The organism is Nonomuraea monospora (assembly GCF_039531895.1).
GTDB classification, from domain to species: Bacteria; Actinomycetota; Actinomycetes; order Streptosporangiales; family Streptosporangiaceae; genus Nonomuraea; species Nonomuraea monospora.
The window spans coordinates 309228-332858 of sequence record NZ_BAAAQX010000009.1 but is presented as its reverse complement, the minus strand read 5'-3'; the positions used below and the strand labels follow the sequence as shown (position 1 = coordinate 332858).

Genomic DNA, 23631 nt, shown 5'->3' with positions numbered 1-23631 from the left:
GGTCAGGCCAGCCGCTGGACGCGCCCGCCGTACGTCTGGGCGAGGCCGGCGTAGATCTCCTCGATGCGGGCGAGCGAGCGCAGGTGGTCGTGCGTGGCCGCGACGGTGCGGGCGATGGCGCCCATCGTCGCCGCCAGCTCGCCGTCGGTCAGCACCCGGGTGAGGAAGCTCGCGAACGCGGGCACCTCACCCGGGCGGTACAGGTAGCCCGTCCTGCCGTGCTGGACGAGGCAGGTGCGCGCGCCCGCGTCCGCCGCCACCACGGGCAGGCCGCTGGCCATCGCCTCCAGAGTGGCGGCGGCGCCCAGCCCGGCGACCTTCGGGCTGGCGAAGACGTCGGCGGCGGCGTAGGCGAGGTGCAGGTCGTCCTCGGGGACGGAGCCGAGGAAGTGGGTGCGCCCGCCGATCCCGAGCGCGCCGGCCAGGCTCTCCAGCCGCGCGCGGCGCGGCCCGTCGCCCACCAGGACCACCTGCGCGTCGGCGCGGCGGCACACCTGCCGCAGCGCCTGGAGCAGCTCGTCCAGCCGGGTGGCCGCGTCGAGCCGGCCGACGAACAGCGCGGTGTCGCGGTCGGGCAGGCCGAGCCTGCCGCGCGCCCACGTCTTCGGCTCCTCCCTGGGCCTGAACCGGCTGAGGTCCACGCCGTGCGGCACCGGCTCGACCGGGCGGGTCAGGCCCTGGTCCGCGAGCAGCTCGGCGGCGGCCCTGCTCGGCGCCGCGACGTGGTCCGCCCGGCCGAACACCCGGGTGAGGTCGCGCCAGGCCAGCGTCCTGACCAGCTCGCACGCGGTCCTTCTCCGGTGCGGCAGGAAGCGGGTGGTGGCCACCACCGGCACGCACAGCCGGCGGGCCACGGCGATCAGCGCGCGCCCGACGACGAAGTGGTCCTGCACGTGGACGACGTCCGGGGCGATCCGCCTGAGCAGCCCCCTGAGGGTGCCCGTGAGCAGGACGGGCACGATGATCCGCCGCTCCGGCACGGCCACCGACCTGAGCCGGTGCACCGTGACGCCCTCCGCCCGCTCGACCCGCGGCGACCCCTGCTCCGACGGGCACACGACGTGCACGTCGTGCCCCCGCCTGACGAGGGCGCCGGCCAGGCGGTAGGCGGAGCAGGCCGTGCCGTTCGCGTCGGGCGGGTAGGTGTCGGTGCCGATCAGCAGCCGCAGCGGCCGTGCCTCACCCTCAGCGCCGTCGAACGGGCCTTCCCCACGAGGCGAGGAGGCGAGGAGGCGGAAGGTCATGGAGTGGCTCCTTCGATGTCGAACACCGATCATCGGACCGCGCACCACCATGCTCCTGACGGCCTCCCGCCGGTGCCATCGGGGAACATCCCTGACGTTTCTCCGGGAGCCCCTGAGATGACCCTGACAAATCGACGATGGACGAGTGGAGGTGATCAGTCAACGCCATCATGGGAAGGTCGGCGACTCCTGCGGAGAGGAAGGACATGGAGGTGCTCGATCAGCTCGCCGAGCTCCACCCCCTGCTGCTCTGCGCCGCCGCGCTCGGGTTCATGTGCGTGGAGACCTCGCTGCTCGTGGGCCTCTTCGTGCCGGGCGACGCGGTGGTGCTGCTGGCCGGGACGACCGTCGACTCGCCGGCGCGCTACGCGCTCCTCGTCGCCGCCACCACGCTCGGCTGCCTGGCGGGAGAGACGCTCGGGTTCGCCCTGGGACGCCGCTTCGGGCCGTCGATCCGGCAGAGCTGGGCGGGGCGGCGGATCGGGGCGGGCAAGTGGGCCAGGGCCGAGGCCCACCTGCGCCGCCATGGCGGGCCCGCCGTGTTCGGGTCCCGGTTCGTCACCGTGATCCACTCGCTGGTGCCCATCGTGGCGGGCACGCTGGGCATGCCGTACCGGCGGTTCATCTGCTGGGCCGGGCCCGCCGCCCTGACGTGGTCGTGTCTGTACGTGGGCGCGGGGACGGCCGTCGCGGCCTCCTATCGTGAGGTCGGCTCCGAGTTAGGCGTCTGGGGCACGCTGATCCCTCCGGCGATCGTGGCCACCGTCATCGCCGTCCGCGTCGTCCGGTCACACGTCAGGCGGCGTCGCATGGCCCGTCATGGCTGAGCGACCGGCGGGCGCGGGTCAGGCGGCGCCGCTGCGTCCGTCGCGGTTGAGTGACCGCACCGTCGCCCCCTCCGTCCACCGGCCGTCCCGCTTGCGCTGCCGCTGCTCCCCCAGGACGGTGTCCGCCTCGGCCAGGACACGCGTGGCCCGGTCGCGGACGCGGTAGGCGCCCAGCTCGTCGAGCCTGCTCATCCCCGGCACCAGCAGGGCCACGGCGTCACGAGGCCGCCCGGCCGACAGGTGGATCTCCCCTTGCAGGCAGGCGACCTCCGCCTCCCCGCAGGCGTCACCGAGCCGGGCGAAGGTGCGCCTGCTCTCCTCGGCGAGCTGGATCGCCTCCCCGTGCCGCCCCTGCTCCAGGGCGACGGCCCCGAGCAGCGCCAGCGGGCGCGCCTTGCCGTACCGGTCGCCGATCCCGGTGAGCCCTCTGGCCTCCTCGGCCATCCGGGGCGCGGCGCGCAGATCGCCGACGCGCAGGGACGACCAGCCCATCCGGTTCAGCGTCACGGCCTCCAGCCGGGTCTCCCCCAGCTCCCTGGCCAGCCGCAGCACCCGTACGAGCGTGTTGCGCGCCTCGGACTTGCGCCGCAGGCCGAGCAGCGCGTCGCCGACGGCCCCGAGCGCGAGGGCCTCGGCGTACGGGTCGGAGGCCGACCGGGCGAGCTGGTAGGCGTGCTCGGCGAGCGCCAGCCCCTCCTTGGCCCTGAGCTGCATCACGTTGACGGCCGCCAGGACCGCCGTGCTGTACGGCAGCTCGCGGGCGGCGTCGAGTTGCTGGAAGGCGGTCACGCACTTGGCGATGATCTTGCGGGCGGCCTCCACCCGGCCCTGCCGCAGCAGCAGCATGGCCCGGTGGTGCTCGGCGCGCCACCCGGTCCGCTGGTCGCCGTTGGCCCAGGCGGAGTCGCGCACCCTGACGCACAACAGACCGAGCATCTCCAGCGCGTCCTCGTGGCTGGCGAGCTGCGAGATGACCTCGGTGATCCGCGCCGCCCGCTCGTGCCAGCCTTGCCGGCAGCAGTGCAGGGCCATGTCCTTGAGGTGGTCGCGTTCTGCGGCGAGCCACCGCCACGGCCGCACGTCGACCCGCGCGACGTCGTTGAGCGGGACGGACGCGACGACGGCGCCGTCCGGCGGGAGCTGGCCGATCGCCCTGGGCAGTTGCCGCGACGCCCGTTCCGCGTAGGCCAGCAGGGAGTCGGTGTAGCGGCGCAGGGCGGCTCCGGTGGAGATCGGGTCGTCCTGCTTGGCGAGGTCGGCCGCGTACAGGGCGGACAGGGGGTGCAGGCGGTAGGTCGGGTCGTGGATCGTGTTGAGGCCGACGGGCTCCAGGAGGTTGTGCTCGATGAGCCGGTCGGCCAGGTGCTCGTCGCCCGCGCCGGCCAGGGCCGCCACGGTCCACGGCGTGATCTCGGCGCCGGACAGCAGGCCGAGCCGGCGGAAGGCGGTGCGCGCGGGCGGGTCGAGGGCGACGTAGCTGCGCTCCAGGCTGCGCCGGAGGTCCAGGCCGCTGATCCGCAGCTCGTCCAGGCGCCGGTGGCCGTCCTGCAGCCGCTGGGCGAAGGTGGCGACGCGCGCCAGCGGCTGCGCGGCCAGCCGGGCCCCCACGATGCGCAGGGCCAGCGGCAGGTGCCCGCAGGCGGCGGCGATGCGCGCGGCGGGCTGCGCCTCCTGGCGGATGCGCCTGCTGCCGACCAGGGCCTCCAGCAGGTCGAGCGACTCCTGCTCCGACAGGTTGCCCAGCCGCACCGGGACGGCCCCCGGGAGGGCGGACAGCAGGCGGCGGCTGGTGATGACCACGGCGCAGCCGGGCGTGCCCGGCAGGAGCGGCCGCACCTGCTCGATGTCGGCGGCGTCGTCCAGGATGAGCAGGACGCGGCGGTCGGCGAGCCTGGATCTGAACAGGGCGGCGCGCTGCTCGTGCCCCTCCGGGATCGCCCCCGGGCTCAGGCCGGTCGCCTCCAGCAGCTCGCCCAGCACCTCGGTGGAAGTGCGCGGGTGCTCGCCGACGCCCTGCAGCTTGACGTAGAGCTGGCCGTCAGGGAAACGGTCCTGGACCTGATGGGCGACCTGGATGGCCGTGGCGGTCTTGCCGACGCCGGCGGGCCCCGTCATGGTGACGATCGCCATCGTGTCGGACTGGCCGGGGTCGAGGGCCGCGTCGGCGCGCTTGAGCAGCTCGGTGCGGCCGACGAAGTCGCCGGCGCTCACGGGGAGCTGGCGCGGGGTCGTCCACGGCGAGGCCGCGCCGCCGGCCTCCCTGTTGCCCTTCCTGTAACCGTTTACTGATACCAGCTCGGGATCTCCGGTCAGCACGGCGTGCTGGAGGCGTTCGAGCTCGTCGCCGACGTCGAGCCCGTAGTCGTGGCGCAGCACCGCGGAGACGGACGCGTACGCCTTCAACGCCTCCACCTGCTGCCCGCAGCGGAACAGCGCGATCATCAACTGGCCGCACAGCCGCTCGCGCAGCGGATACCTGCGGACGAGGCTGCGCAGCTCCGCCACGATCTCGTCGTGGTTGCCCAGCAGCAGCTCCAGGTCGAAGCGCCGGTGCAGGCACCGGAACCACTCCTCGGTGAGCTGCGGCACCTCGTCGCGCAGGATGACGTCGGAGCGGATGCCGGCCAGCGCCGTGCCCCGCCACAACGACAGCGCCTCGCGCAGCAGCCCCAGCTCGCCCGCCGCGTCGCCCGCCCGCTCCGCGTGCGTCGCCTGCTCGGTGAGCCCGCGGAAGCGCAGCAGGTCGAGCTGTTCTGGGGCGACCTCGATGAGGTAGCCACCGGGGCTGGTGCGGATCACCTCGACGTCGTCGTCACCGTCTTCGAGCGTGCGGCGCAGCCGGGCCAGATGCGTCTGCAACGAGGCCCGCGCGTAACGCGGTAACCGCTGCTCCCACAGTCGTTCCATGAGGTCGTCGGCGAGCACGACGCGGTTCGCGGAAAGCAACAGGGTCGCGAGGATCACCCGTTGTTTCTCGGCGTTGACCATGATCGTGCGGTTCCCGCGCCGCACGTCCAAAGGACCGAGAATGGCGAACCGCATTGCCTTTTCCATGTGCAGCAACCCCCGTGCGGCAATTTATTCAACGGCAAGCGAAATTCCTGCGGGCCATGCCTGTTGCACCGGGGGCGGCTCCAACGCCGAAAGGCACGATCGCGCCTTGAGCGCGCACCCCCGCCTCACCGATCTTACGAACTCACGCCTTATTGACAAGGCCTATGGCAACTATGTACCGATCCATGTCACGGGCACAGGTCCACAACTGCGCTTGTTTTTTCCGCCGCGCACATAATCGCGCGGCGGCGAGCAGGATTCAGGACGCGCCCGCGGGCCGGGCCTCGGCCGGAGCGTCGTGCGTCCTGGTCCGCCGGGGCAGCAGCGGGACCAGCAGCACCGCGAGGAGGAAGACCCCGGCGTTGTAGAGCAGGGTCCGCCAGGTGGCGCTCGCCCACACCATCGGGTCGCGCGGCCCTGTGCCGACCAGCGAGAAGAAGATCGCGCCGACCATCGCCACGCCCACGGCGGTGCCGAGCTGGATGGTGGCGTTGGCGACGCCGGACCCGGCGCCCGCGTCCCTGGCGGGGACCCCGGCCAGCACCAGGTCCACCAGGATGGGCACGACCAGGCCGGAGCCCATTCCGGCGCCCAGGAGGCAGGCGAAGACCTGCCAGGAGTCCGTGGCGCCGCCGTAGTGGCGCAGCACCACGATCAGGGCCACCATGCCCGCCGCCATGACGACCAGGCCCGCGCCGATGAGCCTGCGGCCGGCGACCGCGCCGTACCTGACGGCGATGCTCGCGGTGAGGCCGAGCCCGATCGTCCAGCCCAGCCCCGTCAGCGCCATCCGCAGCGGGCTCCAGCCGTGCGCGACCTGGAAGTCCCACACCAGCACGATGAGGTAGGACATGATCCCGGAGAAGACGAGCGCCATCAGGACGGAGCCGGCGACGAACGAGCGGTTGCGGAACAACGCCGGCGGCACCAGCGGCGAGCCCTCCCGGCGGAGCTGGTGGAGCCCGAACGCGGCGAACACCGGCAGCGAGACCACCATCGACACCAGCGTCCAGGCCGGCCAGCCCAGCTCGTGCCCCTGCACCAGGGGGTACATCAGCATGATCGAGGCCAGCCCGAGCAGCAGCACGCCGGTCAGGTCCAGCCGCAGCGGCCGGTCGGACTTCGACTCCGGCACCAGCCGCGCCGCGCCCACGAAGGCGAGCACCCCGATCGGCACGTTCACCCAGAAGATCCACCGCCATCCCGGCCCGGCGGTGAGCAGGGCGCCGGCGACGGGGCCGGTGATCGAGGCGAACGGCACGACCACGCCGAGCAGCCCCATGGCCTTGATCCGCTCCGGCGGCTGGAACATCACCTGGATCACGGACAGCACCTGCGGCACCATCAGCGCCGCGAACACGCCCTGCGTCACCCTCGCCGCCGCCATCATCTCGCCGCTCTGCGCGAGACCGGCCGCGGCCGAGGCGGCGGTGAACCCCGCGACGCCGATCAGGAAGACCCTCTTGCGGCCGGTGATGTCCCCGAGCCGGCCGCCGGTGACCAGGAGCAGCGCGAACGCGAGCGCGAAACCGGCCAGGATCCACTGCTGCAGGGAGATGCCCGCGCCCAGGTCCCGCTGGATGTAGGGCAGGGCGACGTTGACGATCGTCACGTCGAGCTGGTTCATGAACATGGCCGTGAGCACGATGAACAGCGCGAACCACCTGCGGGGATATTCGCTGCGCCGAGAGCTTTCGGTGGCCATCTGACCCTCTCCTGGTCGCGTGTCGTGTCATGGCGCTGATCAACTCCCGTTCATGGTCGCGTGCCGGACTAGAGCGCGGCTCAAGCACTACTGGGACGACCCGCATGGCGGTACACGCGGGCCAGGTGGCCGTACGATGTCAGGCATGCCGTCGGGAGGTTAGAGGTCCGTGTCCGATGACCGCGCGTGGCACCGTGATCCCCGCCACGGTGCGAGCCGTTCACCCCACACCGCCAGAGCGGCGTCCCGCCGCGATCGAACCGGCTGGTGGGTCGCCGGAGCGCTGGTCCTGACCTTCACGCTCGCGGTCGCCGCCACCCTCTACGTGGTGGGAGACCGCGACACCGCCGAGGAGCGGGAGCCGCGGGGCTGGCGGCTGGTCTGGTCGGACGAGTTCGACGGCCCCGCCGGGCCGCCCGACCCGGCCAAGTGGAACCTGGTCGACGACCACCTCGGCTACAACAACGAGCTGGAGTACTACACGCCGCGCAACGCGGCGGTGGACGGGCACGGCCGGCTGGTCATCACCGCCAGGTCCGACGACGCGGGCTCCTACGACTGCAGCCCCCGGGTGTGCGCGGCCACCTCCGCCCGCCTGTTCACGGCCGGGAAGTTCGCCCACCGGTACGGGCGGATCGAGGCCCGCGTCAAGTTACCCATGGGCCGGGGCATGTGGCCGGCCTTCTGGGCGCGGCGCTCCCCGCAGGGCAGCGGGCGCGGCGAGATCGACATCATGGAGCACCTCGGGCACGAGCCGGACACCGTGCACGGGAGCCTGCACGGGGAGCAGGGCTACGACCGGCAGAACACCTACCGGCTGCCCGGCGGCGGCAGCTTCGCCGACGACTTCCACGTCTTCGCCGCCGACTGGTACCCCGACCGCATCTCCTTCCTGGTCGACGGTCAGGTCTACGCCACCGAGCACAAGGCGGACGCCCCGCCGGGCGGATGGGACTTCGACGTCCCCTACTACCTGCTGCTCAACCTGGCCGTCGGCGGCGACTGGCCGGGGTCGCCCGACGCTACGACGCGTTTCCCGCAGCATCTGATCGTGGATCACGTCCGCGTGTACGCCGCCACCGATCCGCCACGCTGACCCGCGCACCCCGTCCTGTGGCGAAGCTGGCGGCCAGCACGCCCACTCCGAGCAGCAGCGACAGGCCCTGCGCGAGCGTCCAGCCGAGGGCCGCGGCGGTCAGCCCGTACGGCAGCAGCGCCGCCACCAGCGCCAGCACCAGCACCGCGTTGGCGCCGTTCATGAACACGTACGCGCCGGTCCGGTCCCGGCTGATCAGGATCGTGTCCACCAGGTAGTTCCCCGCGCCGACCAGCGACGCCAGCGCCAGCACCCGCAGCGGCTGCGCCGCCTGCGCCGCGTAGCCCTCCCCGAACACCCGCAGGAGGTACGGCGCCCCGGCCACGATCACCGCGACGGCCGGCACGAGCAGGCCGTAGATCCCGGCCACGGCCTTGCGCAGGTACCGGCGCAGCGAGATCCGCTGCGCCTCCGCGAACAGCACCTGCGCGCTCGTCGAGGGGATGAAGCTGAGGAACGCCGCCACCTGGAAGGCGATCGCGAAGTACGCCGCCGCCCGCGGCCCCTGGATGGCCAGCACCTCCAGCGGCACCACGGTGCTGGGCAGCATGCCGAGCGCCGTCGCCAGGTAGCCCGCGGCGGAGAACGGCAGGTAGCGCCGCAGCAGCTCACCCGGCCGCGCGCGGACGGCGACGCGGCGCAGCCTCGGCCACAGCGCGGCCCCGCCGAGCAGGCAGGCGAGCAGCGTGCCGCCGCCGTAGGCCAGGATCAGGCCGGTGAAGCCGAGCGGGACCAGCGGCAGCAGCGCGCCGACCTTCAGCACGGTGCCCGCCACGTTCTTGGCCAGCAGCGCCGCCGTGCCCCGCACCGCCACCAGGCCCGCGTCCAGCGTGCCGCCCACGGCGGTGACCATCACCATGGCGGTGATCAGCGCCATCGTGCCCGGCTGCCGGATCAGCTCGGGGCCGCCGGGCAGCAGCGGCGCCAGGACCAGCAGGGACACCAGGGCGAGCACGCCGCCGATCGCGCCCACGGCCGTCACGGCGATCGCGGCCAGGCGGCGCGGGTCGTCGGACTTGACGAGGTGGCGCAGCAGCGTGGTGGGCAGGCCGAGGGAGGCGATGGTGGACAGCAGGTTGACGGTCGCGGTCACGGCGGTCAGCCAGCCGACGGCGGCGACCGGGTAGTTGCGGGCCGCCAGGGTGAAGAACGCGAAGCCGCCCGCCGCGAGCAGCACCGTGTTGAGCAGGAGGAGGAAGGTGCCGCGCACGAGGACGTCACGGAAGAACGACCGGACCCGATCACCGCCATGGCTCAGGCGTCGGACGCGCCCGCCCGGACGCGCGCCTGGATCGCGTAGCGCGGTCGCGTAGCCGTTGCGGGTGGCGCGGCCGATCTCCGTCCACCCGCCGCCGGCGGCGTGCTCCAGCGCCGCCCCCGACATCCGCGCCAGCCGCGCCGCGTCCCACCCCGCCGCCTCCCGCAGCGCCGCCGTGAGCCCGCCGGCGCCGTCCCGGTAGGAGGCGAGGGCGGCGGCGGGCAGCCCCGCCATCGCGGGCAAGCCTGGCACGATGAGCGGCCTGCCGTGGGCGAGCGCGAGCAGCGCGCTGCCGCTGGTGGTGATCTCGCGGAACGGCAGCACGACCACGTCGCTCCCGGCGAACAGCCCGGCGACATCCGCGTCGGGCACCCGCCCGATCCGCAGTTCGACCCGGTCGTCGCCGAGGGCCGACGCCTCCAGCCTGGCCGCGAGCGCCGCGTTCGGGCAGGCCCCGGCGACGACGAGGCGCACGTCCAGCTCGGCGGGCAGCGCGGCGAAGGCCGCGAGCAGGTCCTCGACCCCCTTGTACGGCTCGATCCGCCCGAAGAACAGGAACGTGCGCACCCCGCCCGACCGCCCCGGCGGCGGGATCGGCGGCGCGGGAAAGGGGCCGTGCGGGATGACGACCGCCCTGGACGGTTCGGCGCCCAGGGCCGCCAGCCGGTCCAGCGCCGTCGAGTGGTGGGCGATCACGAGGTCGCAGTGCCGTACCAGGGTGCGCCGGGCGGCGGTGTCGTCGGCGAAGACGGGCCGGTGCGGCAGCACGTTGTGCGCCGTCCACACCAGCCGCAGGCCGAGCAGCCGGATGACGCCGAGGACGGCGGCGAACCACCACTGGGCGAGCCGCCGGGTCCGGTCGCCGCCGGGCAGCGCGAACTTCCACACCCAGTGCAGGTGCACGATCCTGGCTCCGGTCAGCCGCCGCACGGCCAGCTCCGCGGGCAGCAGCAGGAGGTTGAGCGTGTGCGAGGGGGTCAGCTCGCCCAGGTAGCGGACGCTGACGCCGGGTAACCCGGAGTGCAGCAACTCCTGGTACGGGTTGCTGTCGCGGGGGAAGACCAGCACCTTCATCGGCAGGCGCGACCCCGGGGATCCACGAGTTCGGCGAGCACGCCCGCGCCGTACATGAGGTGGTCGGCCAGGACCCGCACCGGGCCGTTGTGCCGGTTGCGCCAGGCCGGGACCAGCAGCAGCGCCGGGTAGAACGGGAACCACAGGGTCAGCGGCAGGCCGAGCAGGAACAGCGGGTACACCACGACCATCGGCTCCCTGCGCAGCAGGGACGCGCGGCGGGAGCGGTGCTTGAGGTAGAGGCGGGCGCGGGCCTTGCCGTAGACGAAGGAGCGGCGGAGCTGCCTGCGGTGGTCGCCCCAGTCGTGGGTGACGACCGCGTCCCCGGCGCTGCGGATGCGGTGCCCGGCGTCCTGCACCCGCCAGCTGAAGTCGACGTCGGAGCCGTAGCCGAACGTCTCGTCGAAGCCGCCCACCCGGTCGAAGACCTCCCGCCGCACGGCCAGGTTGCCGGTGCCGCACTCGGGCAGGTAGCGGGCGGCGGCGGCCCGGCGTCTGGCGTCGGCGTCGTAGAGGCTGCCGTGCCCCTCAGGGCCGGTGACCAGGCCTGACACGACGCTCTCGCCCTCGTCCGTGATCGGCGCGAGGAGGCGGCGCAGCCAGCCGTCCTGGGGCAGGCAGCCCGCGTCGGTGAACACCACGATCTCGCCCTTGGCCGCGTGCACGCCCGCGTTGCGCTGGTGCGGGATGGTCACGCCCGCGCCCGGCGGCGGGGTGAAGTCCGCCCACCGCACGTGCGGGTGGGCGGCGGCGACGGCGTCGAGCCTGCCTGCCGAGGCGTCCACGACGATGATCTCGTACGGCGGACCGGCGGCCTCGGCGGCACGGGCGACGGCGTCGAGCGTGCCGTCCAGCGCGGGCTCGTCCTTGCTGATGATGACGATAGAGATCATCGATGGAACACCTTCGTGACTCCGCTCGTGTAGACGAGATCGTAGTGCGCCTCGATGAACTCGGCCGGGAACGCGTACAGCGCGAGCTGGTTGTCGAACAGCGACCTGGCGCGGCCGACGGCGGTGTTGGCCCAGCTCGCGTACACCCAGGCCTGCCGGTCCAGGGTCTGCGGCGTGATGTCGGTCTGGATGCGCCGCCCGGGGCCCAGCTCGGCGAACAGGCGGAGCTGCGCGTACCGGTCGGCGTAGAGGCGGGCGGGCGAGCCGCGGGCCTCCTCCTTGAGCCAGCGGGCGCCCGCCAGCTCGGCCTCGTACATGCAGTAGCGCTCGCAGTCCTCGCCGCGCGTGGACAGGTTGGTGGCCCGCTCGCCGCCGAGCACCACGTTGTCCAGGCCGCTGCCGGTCGTGAACGTGACCACGACCGCCGCGCCCGCCAGCCCGTACAGGGTCCTGCGCAGCCCGGCGGGGAACTTGGCCGACGAGACGCGGTGCAGCAGCCAGAACATCGCGATGGACAGCAGCGTCAGCGCCTGCAACTGGGCGCGGCTCTGGTTGTAGGCGGCGGCGAGGGTGCCCGACAGGCGCAGCAGCACCAGGACGCCCAGCATCGGCACGGCCAGCACGCCGATCCGCCTGACCAGCCACGACGAGTGGCGGCGCACGGCCATGACGATCGCGCCGATCAGGCCGAGCAGGTTCGCCAGTTGCTGGATCAGCAGCACGCCGAGGTCGAGCGACGCGCTCACCGCCGGGGCGGCCTTCGGCGGGACGGGCACGCCCGCGTCCCCCAGCTCCCAGCGGGGCGCGTCCGCGTCGGCGGCCGGGCGCACCGTGGCCTTGGGCGGGCGGTACTTGGGCACCACCCGCTTGGCGTACAGGTACGTCGGGATGCGGGTCACGTCGGTGCCGCGCAGGTAGGCGGACAGCAGCGTGCCCGCCGACTCGGCGCCGGGCAGCAGCCGCAGGCCCTCGGCGCTCAGCGCGGTGCGGAACTCGCCGATGTTGGCCGTCGAGCGGGTGATCGGAACGTACCAGAGCACCCCGGCCACCAGCCCCGGCACCAGCGCCGCCGCGACCGCGCGCGGCGCGATCCTGGGCCGCCGCAAGGCCCACAGCACCGCCTGGAGTGCAAGCGCGCCGCCGAGCATCACGGCCGTGAAGTACGCGGTCGTGTAGTGCGAGACCACGATGCCCGCCCCGAACAGGCCCATCAGCGCCGCCTTGGGCACGTGCCGCAGCCGGGCGTCCAGCAGCGCCCCGCACAGCGCCGCGAACAGCAGCATGGCGATCTCCTGCCGGGCCAGCGCGGGGAACTGCTGCGACAGCGCGCCCTGCGCCGTCACGAACGCGGCGGCGGCGAACGCCCACTGGCCTGGCAGGAAGCGCCTGGCCAGGTGGTAGATCCCGACGGGGAACAGGGCGAAGACGGCCGGGTAGACGACCTTGAACACCAGCAGGACCGGCAGCCCGGTCAGCGCGTGCAGCTCGGCCGGCAGGACGGTGATGCTCAGCATCGCCCCGTACGCGTCCGGGTGCGGCCCGGTCACCCAGATCCCCGAGGTGACCGTCTCCTGGGCGACGGCGTACTCCGAGGCGATGTCGAAGCCGTAGACCAGCTCGCCGCGCAGCGCGTACGACCACATCATGGCCAGCGAGACGGCGTACAGCAGGACAGCGGTCCGCCCGTCGCCCAGCCGCCCGGCCCTGACGATGCCGAAGGCCAGCACCAGCACGCAGCCGACGACGGCCGCGACCGCCACCTCGGAGCCGTACCCGTGGTTGAGCCGCAGCGCGCCCGCCGCCGCGAGCAGCGGCACCAGCATCGGCAGCGACAACCATCCGGCGGACGGCAGCGACCGCCACGGCACGCCCGTCTCCGGCGGCGCCTTCACCCCCGCCAGGAACAGCCCCAGGCAGGTCAGCATGAGCCCGGCGAGCAGCGGCCCGGCCCGCAACGGCGCACCGGGATCCGCCTCGGGACCGAACACCGCTCGCAGGGCGGCGCCGTCCACCAGCGGCACCAGCAGCGTCACCGCCAGGCCCGACGCCATCAGCACGATCAGCGACGCGGCCGGGACGTACAGCGGGAAGCCCGCCACCAGGCGGCCGGGCACCCGCAGCGCCCGCAGCAGCAGGCAGCCGGGCACGACCAGCAGCAACGGCACGAGCAGGAGCTGGGCCGCCCACAGGTGACGCACCTGGGTCAGCCCGACGATCAGGACGAGGGCCGCGCCGTACAGCAGCATGCGCCTGTCCTGCTCGCGCATGGTCACGTGCTCTGCCCCCCGCCCCGGCCGGCCCTGTCCCCGGCGAACATGCGGCGGAAGGCCCACAGACCGTGCAGGAAGCCGATATTTTCGCACGTCTCCTGCGCCAGGCGGAGGTACGGGTCGGCGAGCGCCTCCACCCTGCCCCGCAGCGCATGCCGCAGCCCCACCGGGTAGAGCAGCAGGGGCAGCAGCACCGGGACGGGCGCGACCGCCGGCCAGCGGACGGCCGCCACGGCCAGGCCCGCCACCAGCGCCGGCCACGGGAACAGCGTCGGCCGCACGCCCGGCCACTTGCGGCACTGCATCGCCGCGCCCCTGCCGTACGCGAGGCTGCGGCGCAGCAGGCCGCGCACCGTGGGCGCGTACCGGTGGGCGACCGGCGCCTCCGGCACGAACAGCAACCGGCCCCGGCGGAGCCTGCGCGACAGGTCCTCCTCCTCGGCCGCGTACCGGAACCTCGGATCGAAACCGCCGGCGGCCAGCAGCGCCTCCCGCTCGTACGACATGTTGCCGCCGCTGAAGGCGTGCACGTCCCGCCTGCCCCGCGACGGCGGGGCCGCCCGCCACTGCCGCTTCAGGTACAGCCAGAACCGGTACGGCAGCGCCGCGCTCACCGTGAGGTCCAGCTCCAGGGGCTCGTGCCGGTTGTTGCGTTCGAGGAAGCGCGGCAGGAAGCCATCGCCCGTCTCCGGCACGACCGGGCCGCCCACCCCGGCCACGCCGTCCTCCGCGTAGCCGCCGATCAGCAGCTCCGCCCAGCGGGGGCCCGGCTCGCAGTCGTCGTCCAGGAAGGCGACGATGCGGCCCTTCGCGGCGCGCAGGCCCGTGTCGCGGGCCGCCGCCGCGCCACGGTTCGTGTCGTGGCGGATGACCGTGGCGCCGTGTCCTCGTGCGACGTGGCCTGTGGCGTCCGTGGAGGCGTCGTCCACGACGATGATCTCCAGGTCGGCCTGGACGGTCTGGGCGGCCAGCGCGTCGAGGGTCCGTCCGAGGCGGGCTGCGCCGTCGTAGGAGCAGACGACCACCGACAGGCTAGGGGGCATCGGGACGGTTTCCGGGGGTGTGGGCGGACTCGTACAGGGCGATGGTGCGTTGGGTGATCACGTTCAGGCTGGTGTCCTCGGCACACGGAAGCGCCTGCGGGCCCGTCTCGAGGAGGTCGGCGATCGCCGACGCCAGCCGGTCAGGGGCGCCGGGCGGGACCGCCCACGGTGAGCCCTCGAACAGCTCCGCCAGCCCGCCCGCGGTGGTCGCGATCACCGGCACCCCGAAGGCGCGGGCCAGGTTCGCCACCCCGCTCTGCTCGGCGTCGCGGTAGGGCAGCACGACGGCCTCCGCCGCGCCGAACCAGGCCGCGACGTCGCCGTCCGGCACATAGCCGGTGAACACCAGCCGGTCCCGCAGCCCGTACCGGCGTGCCAGGCGGCGGACCGCCGCCTCGTGCAGGTGGTCGCGCGCCTCGAACACCCGGAACGGCCCGTGCCGCCGCCGCACCGCGCCCGCGACCACCACCCGCACCTCGCCCAGCGTGCCGGGCGGCAGCATGGTCATGGCCCGCACCAGGTCGTCGAGCCCCTTGCTGACGTGGACGTGCCCGAAGGCCAGCAACACGCGGTCGTCGCCGAGGCCGAAGCGCTTCCGCAGTTCGGCGGGGGTGCCGGTCGCGGGCGGCGGGGGTGTGGAGAAGTGCGGGATCACCGTGGCCTTGCCGTCCAGGCCGAGGGCTCGCAGGGTGTCCCCGGCCGCGCGCGTGTGCACGACGAGCCGGTCGCAGCCGCGCGCCAGGTGCCGGTACAGCGCCCTGCCCGGCCCGCGCAGCAGCGCCGTGTCGCGGGTGACCTCGTGCAGCGTGGCCACCGCCGGGACGCCGGGCGCGGCCAGCCAGCGCGCCACGGCCGGGGCTCGGGCGCCGAACGCGGGGACCGCGAACTGGGCGTGCACCACGTCCGGGCGGAACCGGTCCACCGCCTCGCGCAGCGGCTGCACCGTGCTGCCCAGGGTGCCGATGACCTCGCCGGGGGCGTCGGGGTGGGGGCGGGCGGCGACCACCGCGATGTCGTGGCCGCGCTCGCGTACGGCGTGGGCGAGCACGTGGGTGTAGGCGCCGATGCCGTCGCGGGCGGGCGGGTAGGGGCTGACGTAGAGGATCCTCACGGGAGCATCGCCTTGACCACGTGGGCGGCGATCGTGTCCAGGGCGTACTCGCCGACCCAGGGCTCGGCGGGCGCGCCGAGTGCGGACCTGCCGAGCGCGAGGCCTCCAGGACGGTCGAGGGTGAGGTCGGCGGGACCGGTGGGTGTGTCGTCGTCAGTCGGACGGTCGAGAGCGAGCGCCAGGGCGGCGGCGAAGGCGTCCAGCGTGTGGTCGCAGACGATGCCGCGCCGGCTGCGCCGCACCAGGTGCTGGGCCAGGTTGTCCCGGGCCGAGGTGGTCACCACCGGCACGCCGCAGGCGATCGCCTCCAGCACCGCGATGCCGAACCCCTCCCTGGTGGACGGGAAGGCGAACACCCGCCCGGCCTTGACCAGCGAGTACACGTCCTTCTGCTCGCTGACGTCGTGCCGGAACTCCACAACGTGCGCGATGCCGAGCCGCTCGGCCTCCTCGCGCAGCGCGTCGCGTTCCGGCCCGTCCCCGATGATCCGGCAGGTGACCGCGCGGCCGTGCTCGCGCAGCCGGGCGACGGCGGCGAGCAGCAGGTCCAGGCCCTTGTGCCGCATCAGCCTGCTCACCACGACCAGGTCGGTGTGCTGCTCGTGCGGCGCGGCCTGGCCGACGCCGTCGAGGTCCACGCCGTTGGGCGCGATGGTGATCGGGGTGCGCTCGCCCAGCTCGGCCCGCAGCCGCCTGGCCGTCTCCGGCGAGACGGCGATGATGCGGTCGGGCGCCCGCATGGCCAGCCGCTCGATCCACCAGGCGGGCCGCCAGCCCGTGGGCATGCTGTAGCGCCAGTACTCGGGGCCCCAGACCTCGTGCCAGGTCGCGATGAGCGGCACCCGGCGCAGCGTGGCGACCAGGCGCAGCGGTAACAGGTGCAGGAACGGGATCTGGTCGACGTTCAGCACGTCGAACCGGTGGCGCAGCAGCCGTAAGCAGGCCACCGCGAACACCAGCGCCTGCCACGTCGAGCGGACCCCGTGCCGGTACATCGGCAGCAGCGGCGCGATGGCGTGGAACGTGACGCCGCCCTCGGCGCGCACCTTGGGTCCGTGCCACCAGCGCATGGTGAACACGTGCACGTCGGCGTGCGCGGTCAGGTGCGCGTACAGCTCGTGGTAGCGGATCTCCCTGCCACCGAAGCTGTACGGGTGGATGGCATCGGTGACCAGCGCCACCACAGGCCGTCTCGGCACGCGCCTACCCCTCGTCGATGTTCGCGGAGCAGGAGGCGCGGAACGCGATGGACTCGCCGCCCTCCAGCAGGACCCCGAGCGTGATCGGGCCGGGCTCGCACAGCGCCTTGGTGGGCGGCGTGATCGTCACCGGCTGCCCGTCGGCCAGCCGCACCCGGCCGCTGGCGACGGTGCGGGTGTTGCCGGACTCGGTCAGGCGGACCGACCAGCCGTACTCGTGCTCGCGCCCGGTGACGTTGCGGATCGTGAAGGAGGGCGGGACCAGGTACGACGTGGCGGGCAGCCGATCCGGCAGGTCCTGGGGATCGACGAAGGCCAGCTCGGTGTACCCGGCGGGCGCGCCCGCCAGTCCGGCGGAGAGGAGAAGCCTGCGCCCCTGCTCGCTCTGTAGGCCGAGCGCGGCCACGACCACCGCGCCGAGCAGGGCGGCAGTCGCTGCAGAGGTGAAACGGGGGACTAATCGCGTCATTTACGGCGTGACTTCACCTCGATACTGATGGGACGGTTGATACTAATGTCCCTGAAGCGGCTCCCGCTCCAAAAGTGACCGCCGCACGGGTCCAACCGTTACCTTTGGAGCGCTCCGATACGACATCTCGCTGTTTCGGAGGACATCTGAGACGCGTTCAGCGCTGGCGGTAAACGCGCACCCAGTCGACGACCATCCGCGCGGGAAAACGTGTCTTGCTGTTCGGGTTTCCCACCCAGGTGCCGCCCACCTGCAAGTTGAGAATCACGTGGAAGGGCTTGTCGAACGGCCAGCCCGGATAGCGCGGATACTGCGCGTACGGCTTGCCGTCCACCCACCAGGTGATGCTCTGCGGCGTCCAGTCCACGCCGTAGACGTGGAAACCGGCGTCCAGCCGCTCCGGCAGGGCGATCTGGCCGCCGCCCTTGCGGCCCTTGGAGTGGGTGTAGGCCCGTACGAGGTGCGTCTCGTGGCCCCGGTTCTCCATGATGTCGATCTCGCCGTACGTCGCCGAGCCCGAACGGCCCGCGTCGGTGCGCTTGAGCCAGAACGCCGGCCACAGCCCCTTGCCGAGCGGCAGCTTGATGCGCGCGGCGAACCGGCCGTACGCCTGGTCGAAGGAGTGGCTGGTCTCCAGCCGGGCCGAGCTGTAGTCGCAGGCGCCGTACCAGCAGGTCGTACGGTCGGCCGCGCCCGTCCGCTGCGCGGAGATGACCAGGCGGCCCGAGCCGTCCTGACGCGCGTTCGCCGGGCTGTAGTAGTGCAGCGCCTTCCTGTTCGACCAGCTCGTGCCGGACAGGGCGGTCCACTTGGCGGGCGTGCCGCGCCCGTTGAACTCATCCGACCAGGTCAGCTTCCAGGACGCCTTGGGCAGCGCCAGCGGCGGCGGCTCGATCGACTGCGCCGGTGGCGGCGTCGCCGCCGCGTTCCTGGCCGCGCCCGAGGGCGTCTCGCCGACCGTCCGCACCCCCGCCGCGCTGGCCGCGACCACGGCGGCACAGATCGCCGATGCGAGAATCCAGGTGCGGGAACGGGGCGGGCCGTCAGCCTTCGTCATCGGGCCGGCTCGCGCACGGACTTCGTTTCGTCGCGCATCCCATAAATAATGACTTCCGGCGAGGGGCTCCGTCCTGGCCGGGAATATACCAAAGGGAGAGGCTGCGGTGACCGGAGGTGGTTGGAGGAGCGAGACGGGCGATCCGGACGGTTCGCCCGAGCAGGCGAACGAGCGGCTGTCCGGGCCGGCATCACCGACCTCCGGGCCGACGTCATCGACCTCGGGACCGGCGTCACCGCCGTCCGGCCCTGCGTCACCGCCCTCAGGACCGGCCTCACCGCCCTCAGGACCGGCCTCACCGCCCTCAGGACCGGCCTCACCGCCCTCAGGACCGGCCTCACCACTGTCCGGGCCGTCATCACCCCTGTCCCAGCCCTCGTTACCACCGGCCGAGCGCTTCTCGCAGCCGCTGTCGGGGCCCGCGCACCCATCCCAGCCACTTTCCGGCCCCGCGCACCCGTCTCAGCCACTTTCCGGGCCAGCGCACCCATCAGTGCCGCTTTCCGGGCCAGCGCACCCATCTCAGCCGCTCTCCGGCCCCCCGCACCCGTCGATGCCGCTGTCAGCGCCGTCGGTGCCGCCGACCACCCACCTGACCGACCCCGACGTCGGCTACCCCGCCACCGACCCGATGCCGCACGGCCGCCAGAAGCGCTTCCGCTCCCTCCTGATCGGCGGCACCTCCGTGGCGCTGGCCGTAGCGGTGGCGGGCGGCGTGCTGGTGGCCTCCCGCCAGGGCGACGAGCAGGCGTCCGCCCAACTGGCCGGCGCCCTGTTCACGACCGGCACGGCCGCCGCCGGCGACGGCCAGCAACTGGAGCTGAACGGCGTCGCCGCCACGGGCGCCACCGTGGTGGTCGCGGGCGGCGAGGACGCCGACTCCGGCTACCGCACCGAGTTCTTCCTGTCCAAGGACGCGGGCCGCACCTTCGCCCGCGCCCAGGTGCGCACCGCGAAGGGCGAGCCACCGGTCGCCGGCGAGGTGCCCCGCTACGTGGCAGCGGGCCCCGGCGGCTGGGTGGCGCTGGGCGACCGCGTCGGCGGCTCCGTCGTGTGGACGAGCCCCGACGGCGCGGCCTGGACCCGCCAGCCCGACGCCACCGCCAGCCTCGCCTTCGGCCCGCGCGACCGGGTCGCCGACGTGGCGTGGACCGGCAAGGGCTTCACCGCCGTCGGGCAGACCTCCGACAAGGGCGACTTCACTGACGCCTCCCCGGTGGTGTGGCTGTCCGCCGACGGCCGGAGCTGGGAGCGCAGGGCGGGCTGGCGGCTGCACCCGCCGACCGGCGGCACGCTGGCCCTGACCGATGTGGCGAGCGTCAAGGACGCGATCGTGGTGCGCGGCGAGAGCTCGGCGGAGCCGTACGACATCACCTGGCGCTCGACCGACGCCGGCGAGACCTGGCAGGCGTTCGCCGTCCCCGGCGAGTCGGGCGAGCCGGAGCTGACCTTCGCCGCGACCGCGACGACCATGCTGGCGGTGCGCCAGGACGGCTCGCACGCCACCACCTACACCTCGCCCGACGGCGTGCGCTGGTCCACCGCGGCGAAGATCGACGTGCCGGGCTTCCGCCGCGTGCTGCGGCTGACCGCCACGGCCGGGGCGGCGGTGGCCGCGATCGAGACCGGCAGCGGCGTCCGGCTGGTCCGCAGCACGGACGGCCGCTCCTGGCAGCCCGCCGGCGCGACGGCGGACGGGGCCGAGGTGCGCGACGCCGTCGCGGCCGGTGACAACACGGTCGTGGTGGGCGCCGACGCGGCCCACGGCACCACGGGCGCCCTGCTCGCGGTGCGCGACAAGGCGGGCAAGGACGTCCCCGCGAAGCTGCCTGACACCGGCGGCAGCGGCAAGGTCGTGGACGCGCTCGGCACGGCCGACGGCCGGGTGGTGGCGGTCGGCGGCGCCAACGGGGAGGCCGCCGTCTGGACGTCCGCCGACGGATCCGCCTGGCAGCACGTCCAGGACAAGGAGAAGGCGCTGACCGGCCAGGGCCGTCAGCGGCTGACCGGTGTGGTGCCCGGCTTCGCCGGCTGGCTGGCGGTCGGGTCGAGCGGCCGGACGCCAGGACATCCGCTGGTCGTCACCTCGGCCGACGGCGAGAGCTGGCGGCGGGCCGACGGCGCTCCGGCGTTCCAGCCCGAGGGCAAGAACCCGCTGGTCGCCCGGGGCGTCACGGCAGGCCCCGACGGCTACGTGATCGTCGGCGAGGACGGCTACGGCGCGGGCACCTGGTGGTCGCCTGACCTCAAGACGTGGGAGCGCGGCAATCCGGCGGGCGAGGACAACCTCGTCGGCACGCCGGCGACCAGGCGGTGGATGGAGTCGGTGACCGGCGGCCTGTTCGGCTTCGTCGCGGCCGGCGGGGTGACCGACCCCAACGCGTACGGCGGCGTGTTCGTGCGCCGCCCCACCGTGTGGATCTCGCCGGACGGCCGCAAGTGGTCGCTGGTGCGGCTGCCGATCCCGTCGGGGGTCAACGAGGGCTGGCTGTCCCACATCGCGTCCAACGACGACGTCCTGGTCACCGCGGGCACGGCCGTCACCGGCAACGGCACGGGCACGGCCGCGTTCGGTTACGCCTCGCTGGACGGCGGCCGGAGCTGGCAGCCGATCTCGCTGCCGGTGATGGCGGGCGAGCAGTCCAGCGTCACCGCCATGGCGGTGACCCCGGAGGGCTTCGTGCTGGCGGGCACCGTGGGCAGGCCGGGCGACGTGGTCGTCTGGACCTCGGCCGACGGCCGCTCGTGGAAGTCCGAGCAGCCGCGCGGCACCGGCATGTCGGGGCCGGGCGACCAGCGGCTGACCGCGTTCACGACGGTGGGCGAGGAGCTCGTCGGGGTGGGCTCGACGGCCACCGGCCACGGCGACGAGCCGACCGTGTGGCGGCGCCCGCTCTCCCCGGACGAGACGAGCACTCCTTGACGCGTGCCCGGCTGACCCCGGACGCTTCCTAACGCGTGCCCGGCTCACCCCGGACGCTCCCAAACGCGTGCCCGGCTCACCCCGGACGAGACGGGCGCTTCCTAGCGCGTGCCCCACACCCGCAGCGTGGCGTCACCGGCGACCCCGGTGACGGTCGCGCCGTCGCGGCTGAACGCCACCGAGTAGATCCAGTCGCCCGGCCCGTCCAGCTCGCCGGTGCCGCGCCCGCTCGCCACCTCCCACAGCCGCACCTTGCGGTCGTAGCCGCCGCTGGCGAGCATCCGGCCGTCCGGGCTGAAGGCGAGCGCGGTGGCCCACCCGCGGTGCCCGGCGAGCACGGTGCGCTCCTTGCGGGCGGCGACGTCCCACAGCCGGACGGTACGGTCGGCGCTCGCGCTGGCCAGCGTCCTGCCGTCGGGGCTGAAGGCCACCGAGAAGACCCAGTAGCGGTGCCCGGTGAGCACGGCGACGGCCTCGCCGGTCGCCGGGTGCCACAGCCGCACGGTGCGGTCGTGGCTGCCGGTGGCGAGCGTCTCGCCGTCGGGGCTGAACGCCACCGAGTCCACCCAGTCGGTGTGGCCGTTGAGCAGCGCGGTACCGTCGCCGGTCTCGGCGTTCCACAGGCGCACGGTCCTGTCGCGGCTGGCGCTGGCCAGGGTCTTGCCGTCGGGGCTGAACGCCACGGACCCGACGCCTCCGGTGTGGCCGGTGAGCGTGCCCTTGCCCTCACCCGACGGCAGGCTCCACAGCCGGATGGTCCCGTCGTCGCTGCCCGTGGCGAGCGTCTTGCCGTCCGGGCTGAACGCCACCGCGTGCACGCCCTTGGTGTGGCCTTCGAGCGTGGTGGTGGCGCGGCGAGTGGCGGCGTCCCAGATCTGCACCTTGCCCTCGGCGCCGCCGGTGACGAACGTCTTGCCGTCGGGGCTGTAGGCGACGGCGTAGGCGGGGTTCGGGGCGAGGGTCCTGGTCACCTCGGGCTGGACCACGGGCGTCGTCGGCCCGGTGACGACGGCCTGCCGGGTCACCAGCTTGGGCGTCGCCGGGGTGGACAGCGCGAACCAGGCGCCCGTGGCGACGACCCCGGCGGCCACCAGCCCGAGCGACGCGACGACCAGCGTGCGGCGCGACTTCAGACCGGTGCGGGCGGGCGCGCCCACCAGCGACTCCGTCGCAGAGACCGGCCCCTCGCCGGGGCGCGGCACCCCGCCCGAGATGGACGGCGGGCCGGAGAGCGCGGCGGGGCCGGACAACGGCGGCGGGCCCGGCTGCGGCGACACGACGGGCCGGGACGGGAAGCCCGCCGGGGACGGGAAGCCCGCCGAGAACGCGGAGCCCGCCGAGGACGGCGCCCCCGTCATCGGCGCGGGCCAGCCCTCCTGCCGCGGGGCCGAGAACAGCGCCTCCTGCCCAGGCGTCTCCCGCGCGGCGGCGGGCACGCCGTGGCCGAGCAGGGTGAACAGCACGTCGGTCGCCGACGGCCGGGCCGCGGGGTTCTTGTCCAGGCAGGCCACCACCAGCGACCGCACCGGCTCGGTCAGCCCGCTGAGGTCCGGCTCCTCGTTGAGTATGCGCTGGAAGAGCGCCGGGATGCTGTCGTTGCCGAACGGCGGGCGCCCGCTCGCCGCGTACGCCATCGTGGCGGCCCAGCTGAACATGTCGGACGCCGACGTCACCACGCCCGCGCTGAACTGCTCCGGCGCCATGTAGGCGGGCGTGCCGAGGATCTCGCTGCTCTCGGCGACCGTGGAGTCGAGAGCGCGCGCCAGCCCGAAGTCGATCACCCTGGGCCCGTCGGGGCCGCAGACGACGTTGCTGGGCTTGAAGTCGCGGTGCACGATGCCGGCCTGGTGGATGGCGACCAGCGCGGTGACGGTGGCGACCGCCAGCCGCTCCAGCGCGTCGGGGTCGCGCACACCCTGCGTGGCGATGAGCCTGCTCAGCGAGATGCCCTCGACGTACTGGCTGACCACGTACGGCTGGTCGCCGCTGGTGTCGGCGTCCAGGACGCGGGCGGTGCAGAACTGCCGCACCTGCCGGGTCGCGGCGATCTCCTGGAGGAACCGCTCGCGGGCCTGCGGCTCCTCCGACAGCCGGGCGTGCAGCACCTTGATCGCGACGGTCTGGCCCTCGGGGGACTCGCCGACGTACACGGTGCCCTGACCGCCCGCGCCCAGGTAGCCCGTCAGCCGGTAGGGACCTACTTGGCTCGGGTCGGCCGGCCGCAGAGGACTGAAACTGGGCACACGTACCTTCCCTGAGAAGGATGCTCAGCAGAACGATGGCTTACGGACGCTATGCACGACATACAGCGTTAAAAGCCTACTCTCCTGCCGCTCTTCGCGAGCTACCCCTTCTTGCTGGGAGAGGCTGTGGGCGACACGGTGGGGCCGATCTGAGGGATCGAACCG

General features: G+C 73.7%; 15 protein-coding genes. 3 read left to right on the top strand and 12 right to left on the bottom strand.

Annotated elements, in window-relative coordinates; translation table 11 throughout:
- Window positions 1–2: 2 nt before the first annotated feature.
- Complete coding sequence (locus tag ABD331_RS20730) at window positions 3–1244, bottom strand: glycosyltransferase (protein WP_344477112.1); 1242 nt, start codon at window positions 1242–1244, stop codon at window positions 3–5.
- A 206-nt stretch (window positions 1245–1450) separates the two neighbouring features.
- Here ABD331_RS20730 and ABD331_RS20725 point away from each other — a divergent pair, with 206 nt between their 5' ends.
- Window positions 1451–2071 (top strand): DedA family protein, encoded by a 621-nt coding sequence (locus tag ABD331_RS20725; RefSeq protein WP_344477110.1) that lies wholly within the window; start codon window positions 1451–1453, stop codon window positions 2069–2071.
- An 18-nt stretch (window positions 2072–2089) separates the two neighbouring features.
- On the opposite strand, the gene ABD331_RS20720 is transcribed toward ABD331_RS20725, so the two are convergent.
- The gene (locus tag ABD331_RS20720; RefSeq protein WP_344477108.1) at window positions 2090–5113 is read right to left on the bottom strand and encodes an AfsR/SARP family transcriptional regulator; all 3024 of its coding nucleotides are present in this window, start codon (window positions 5111–5113) and stop codon (window positions 2090–2092) included.
- Between the two features lie 271 nt (window positions 5114–5384).
- Window positions 5385–6830, bottom strand: a complete 1446-nt coding sequence (locus tag ABD331_RS20715) for an MFS transporter (RefSeq protein WP_344477106.1) — start codon at window positions 6828–6830, stop codon at window positions 5385–5387.
- Window positions 6831–6999: 169 nt separating this feature from the next.
- Between ABD331_RS20715 and ABD331_RS20710 the strand changes: the two genes are divergently transcribed.
- The gene (locus ABD331_RS20710; protein WP_344477104.1) at window positions 7000–7926 is read left to right on the top strand and encodes a glycoside hydrolase family 16 protein; all 927 of its coding nucleotides are present in this window, start codon (window positions 7000–7002) and stop codon (window positions 7924–7926) included.
- Here the strand turns inward: ABD331_RS20710 and ABD331_RS20705 are convergent.
- The 8 genes from ABD331_RS20705 to ABD331_RS20670 all read right to left on the bottom strand — a co-directional run bounded on the left by ABD331_RS20705 (window position 7853) and on the right by ABD331_RS20670 (window position 18300).
- On the bottom strand, window positions 7853–10258 hold the full coding sequence (locus ABD331_RS20705; RefSeq protein WP_344477102.1) for a glycosyltransferase: 2406 nt from the start codon (window positions 10256–10258) through the stop codon (window positions 7853–7855). The genes ABD331_RS20710 and ABD331_RS20705 overlap by 74 nt on opposite strands.
- Window positions 10255–11151: a glycosyltransferase family 2 protein gene (locus ABD331_RS20700; RefSeq protein WP_344477100.1), complete on the bottom strand. Its 897-nt coding sequence runs from the start codon at window positions 11149–11151 to the stop codon at window positions 10255–10257. The genes ABD331_RS20705 and ABD331_RS20700 overlap by 4 nt, the downstream gene beginning before the upstream one ends.
- Window positions 11148–13424 (bottom strand): hypothetical protein, encoded by a 2277-nt coding sequence (locus tag ABD331_RS20695; RefSeq protein ID WP_344477098.1) that lies wholly within the window; start codon window positions 13422–13424, stop codon window positions 11148–11150. The genes ABD331_RS20700 and ABD331_RS20695 overlap by 4 nt, the downstream gene beginning before the upstream one ends.
- Window positions 13421–14464 carry a glycosyltransferase gene (locus tag ABD331_RS20690; RefSeq protein WP_344477096.1) on the bottom strand — a complete coding sequence of 348 codons (1044 nt, stop codon included), beginning with the start codon at window positions 14462–14464 and terminating at the stop codon, window positions 13421–13423. The genes ABD331_RS20695 and ABD331_RS20690 overlap by 4 nt, the downstream gene beginning before the upstream one ends.
- On the bottom strand, window positions 14454–15575 hold the full coding sequence (locus tag ABD331_RS20685; RefSeq protein ID WP_344477094.1) for a glycosyltransferase family 4 protein: 1122 nt from the start codon (window positions 15573–15575) through the stop codon (window positions 14454–14456). Before ABD331_RS20685 ends, ABD331_RS20690 begins: the two co-directional genes overlap by 11 nt.
- A complete protein-coding gene (locus tag ABD331_RS20680; RefSeq protein ID WP_344477092.1) occupies window positions 15572–16774 on the bottom strand; it encodes a glycosyltransferase in 1203 nt (400 codons plus the stop codon). Before ABD331_RS20680 ends, ABD331_RS20685 begins: the two co-directional genes overlap by 4 nt.
- Before the next feature lie 4 nt (window positions 16775–16778).
- Window positions 16779–17243 carry a hypothetical protein gene (locus tag ABD331_RS20675; RefSeq protein WP_344477090.1) on the bottom strand — a complete coding sequence of 155 codons (465 nt, stop codon included), beginning with the start codon at window positions 17241–17243 and terminating at the stop codon, window positions 16779–16781.
- 157 nt (window positions 17244–17400) lie between these two features.
- Window positions 17401–18300, bottom strand: a complete 900-nt coding sequence (locus ABD331_RS20670) for a glycoside hydrolase family 16 protein (RefSeq protein ID WP_344477088.1) — start codon at window positions 18298–18300, stop codon at window positions 17401–17403.
- Between the two features lie 553 nt (window positions 18301–18853).
- Here ABD331_RS20670 and ABD331_RS20665 point away from each other — a divergent pair.
- Window positions 18854–21223 carry a DUF6242 domain-containing protein gene (locus ABD331_RS20665; RefSeq protein WP_344477086.1) on the top strand — a complete coding sequence of 790 codons (2370 nt, stop codon included), beginning with the start codon at window positions 18854–18856 and terminating at the stop codon, window positions 21221–21223.
- A 101-nt stretch (window positions 21224–21324) separates the two neighbouring features.
- Here ABD331_RS20665 and ABD331_RS20660 read toward each other — a convergent pair whose 3' ends face one another.
- Window positions 21325–23466 carry a protein kinase domain-containing protein gene (locus ABD331_RS20660; RefSeq protein WP_344477084.1) on the bottom strand — a complete coding sequence of 714 codons (2142 nt, stop codon included), beginning with the start codon at window positions 23464–23466 and terminating at the stop codon, window positions 21325–21327.
- Window positions 23467–23631: the final 165 nt, after the last annotated feature.

Bases quoted from the DNA above. Each gene is read 5' to 3' on its own strand.
- ABD331_RS20700 (WP_344477100.1), bottom strand. From the start codon at position 11,151: ATGATCTCTATCGTCATCATCAGCAAGGACGAGCCCGCGCTGGACGGC.
- ABD331_RS20705 (WP_344477102.1), bottom strand. From the start codon at position 10,258: ATGAAGGTGCTGGTCTTCCCCCGCGACAGCAACCCGTACCAGGAGTTG.
- ABD331_RS20725 (WP_344477110.1), top strand. From the start codon at position 1,451: ATGGAGGTGCTCGATCAGCTCGCCGAGCTCCACCCCCTGCTGCTCTGC.
- ABD331_RS20665 (WP_344477086.1), top strand. From the start codon at position 18,854: ATGCCGCTGTCAGCGCCGTCGGTGCCGCCGACCACCCACCTGACCGAC.
- ABD331_RS20715 (WP_344477106.1), bottom strand. From the start codon at position 6,830: ATGGCCACCGAAAGCTCTCGGCGCAGCGAATATCCCCGCAGGTGGTTC.
- ABD331_RS20670 (WP_344477088.1), bottom strand. From the start codon at position 18,300: ATGACGAAGGCTGACGGCCCGCCCCGTTCCCGCACCTGGATTCTCGCA.
- ABD331_RS20730 (WP_344477112.1), bottom strand. From the start codon at position 1,244: ATGACCTTCCGCCTCCTCGCCTCCTCGCCTCGTGGGGAAGGCCCGTTC.
- ABD331_RS20690 (WP_344477096.1), bottom strand. From the start codon at position 14,464: ATGCCCCCTAGCCTGTCGGTGGTCGTCTGCTCCTACGACGGCGCAGCC.
- ABD331_RS20720 (WP_344477108.1), bottom strand. From the start codon at position 5,113: ATGCGGTTCGCCATTCTCGGTCCTTTGGACGTGCGGCGCGGGAACCGC.
- ABD331_RS20675 (WP_344477090.1), bottom strand. From the start codon at position 17,243: ATGACGCGATTAGTCCCCCGTTTCACCTCTGCAGCGACTGCCGCCCTG.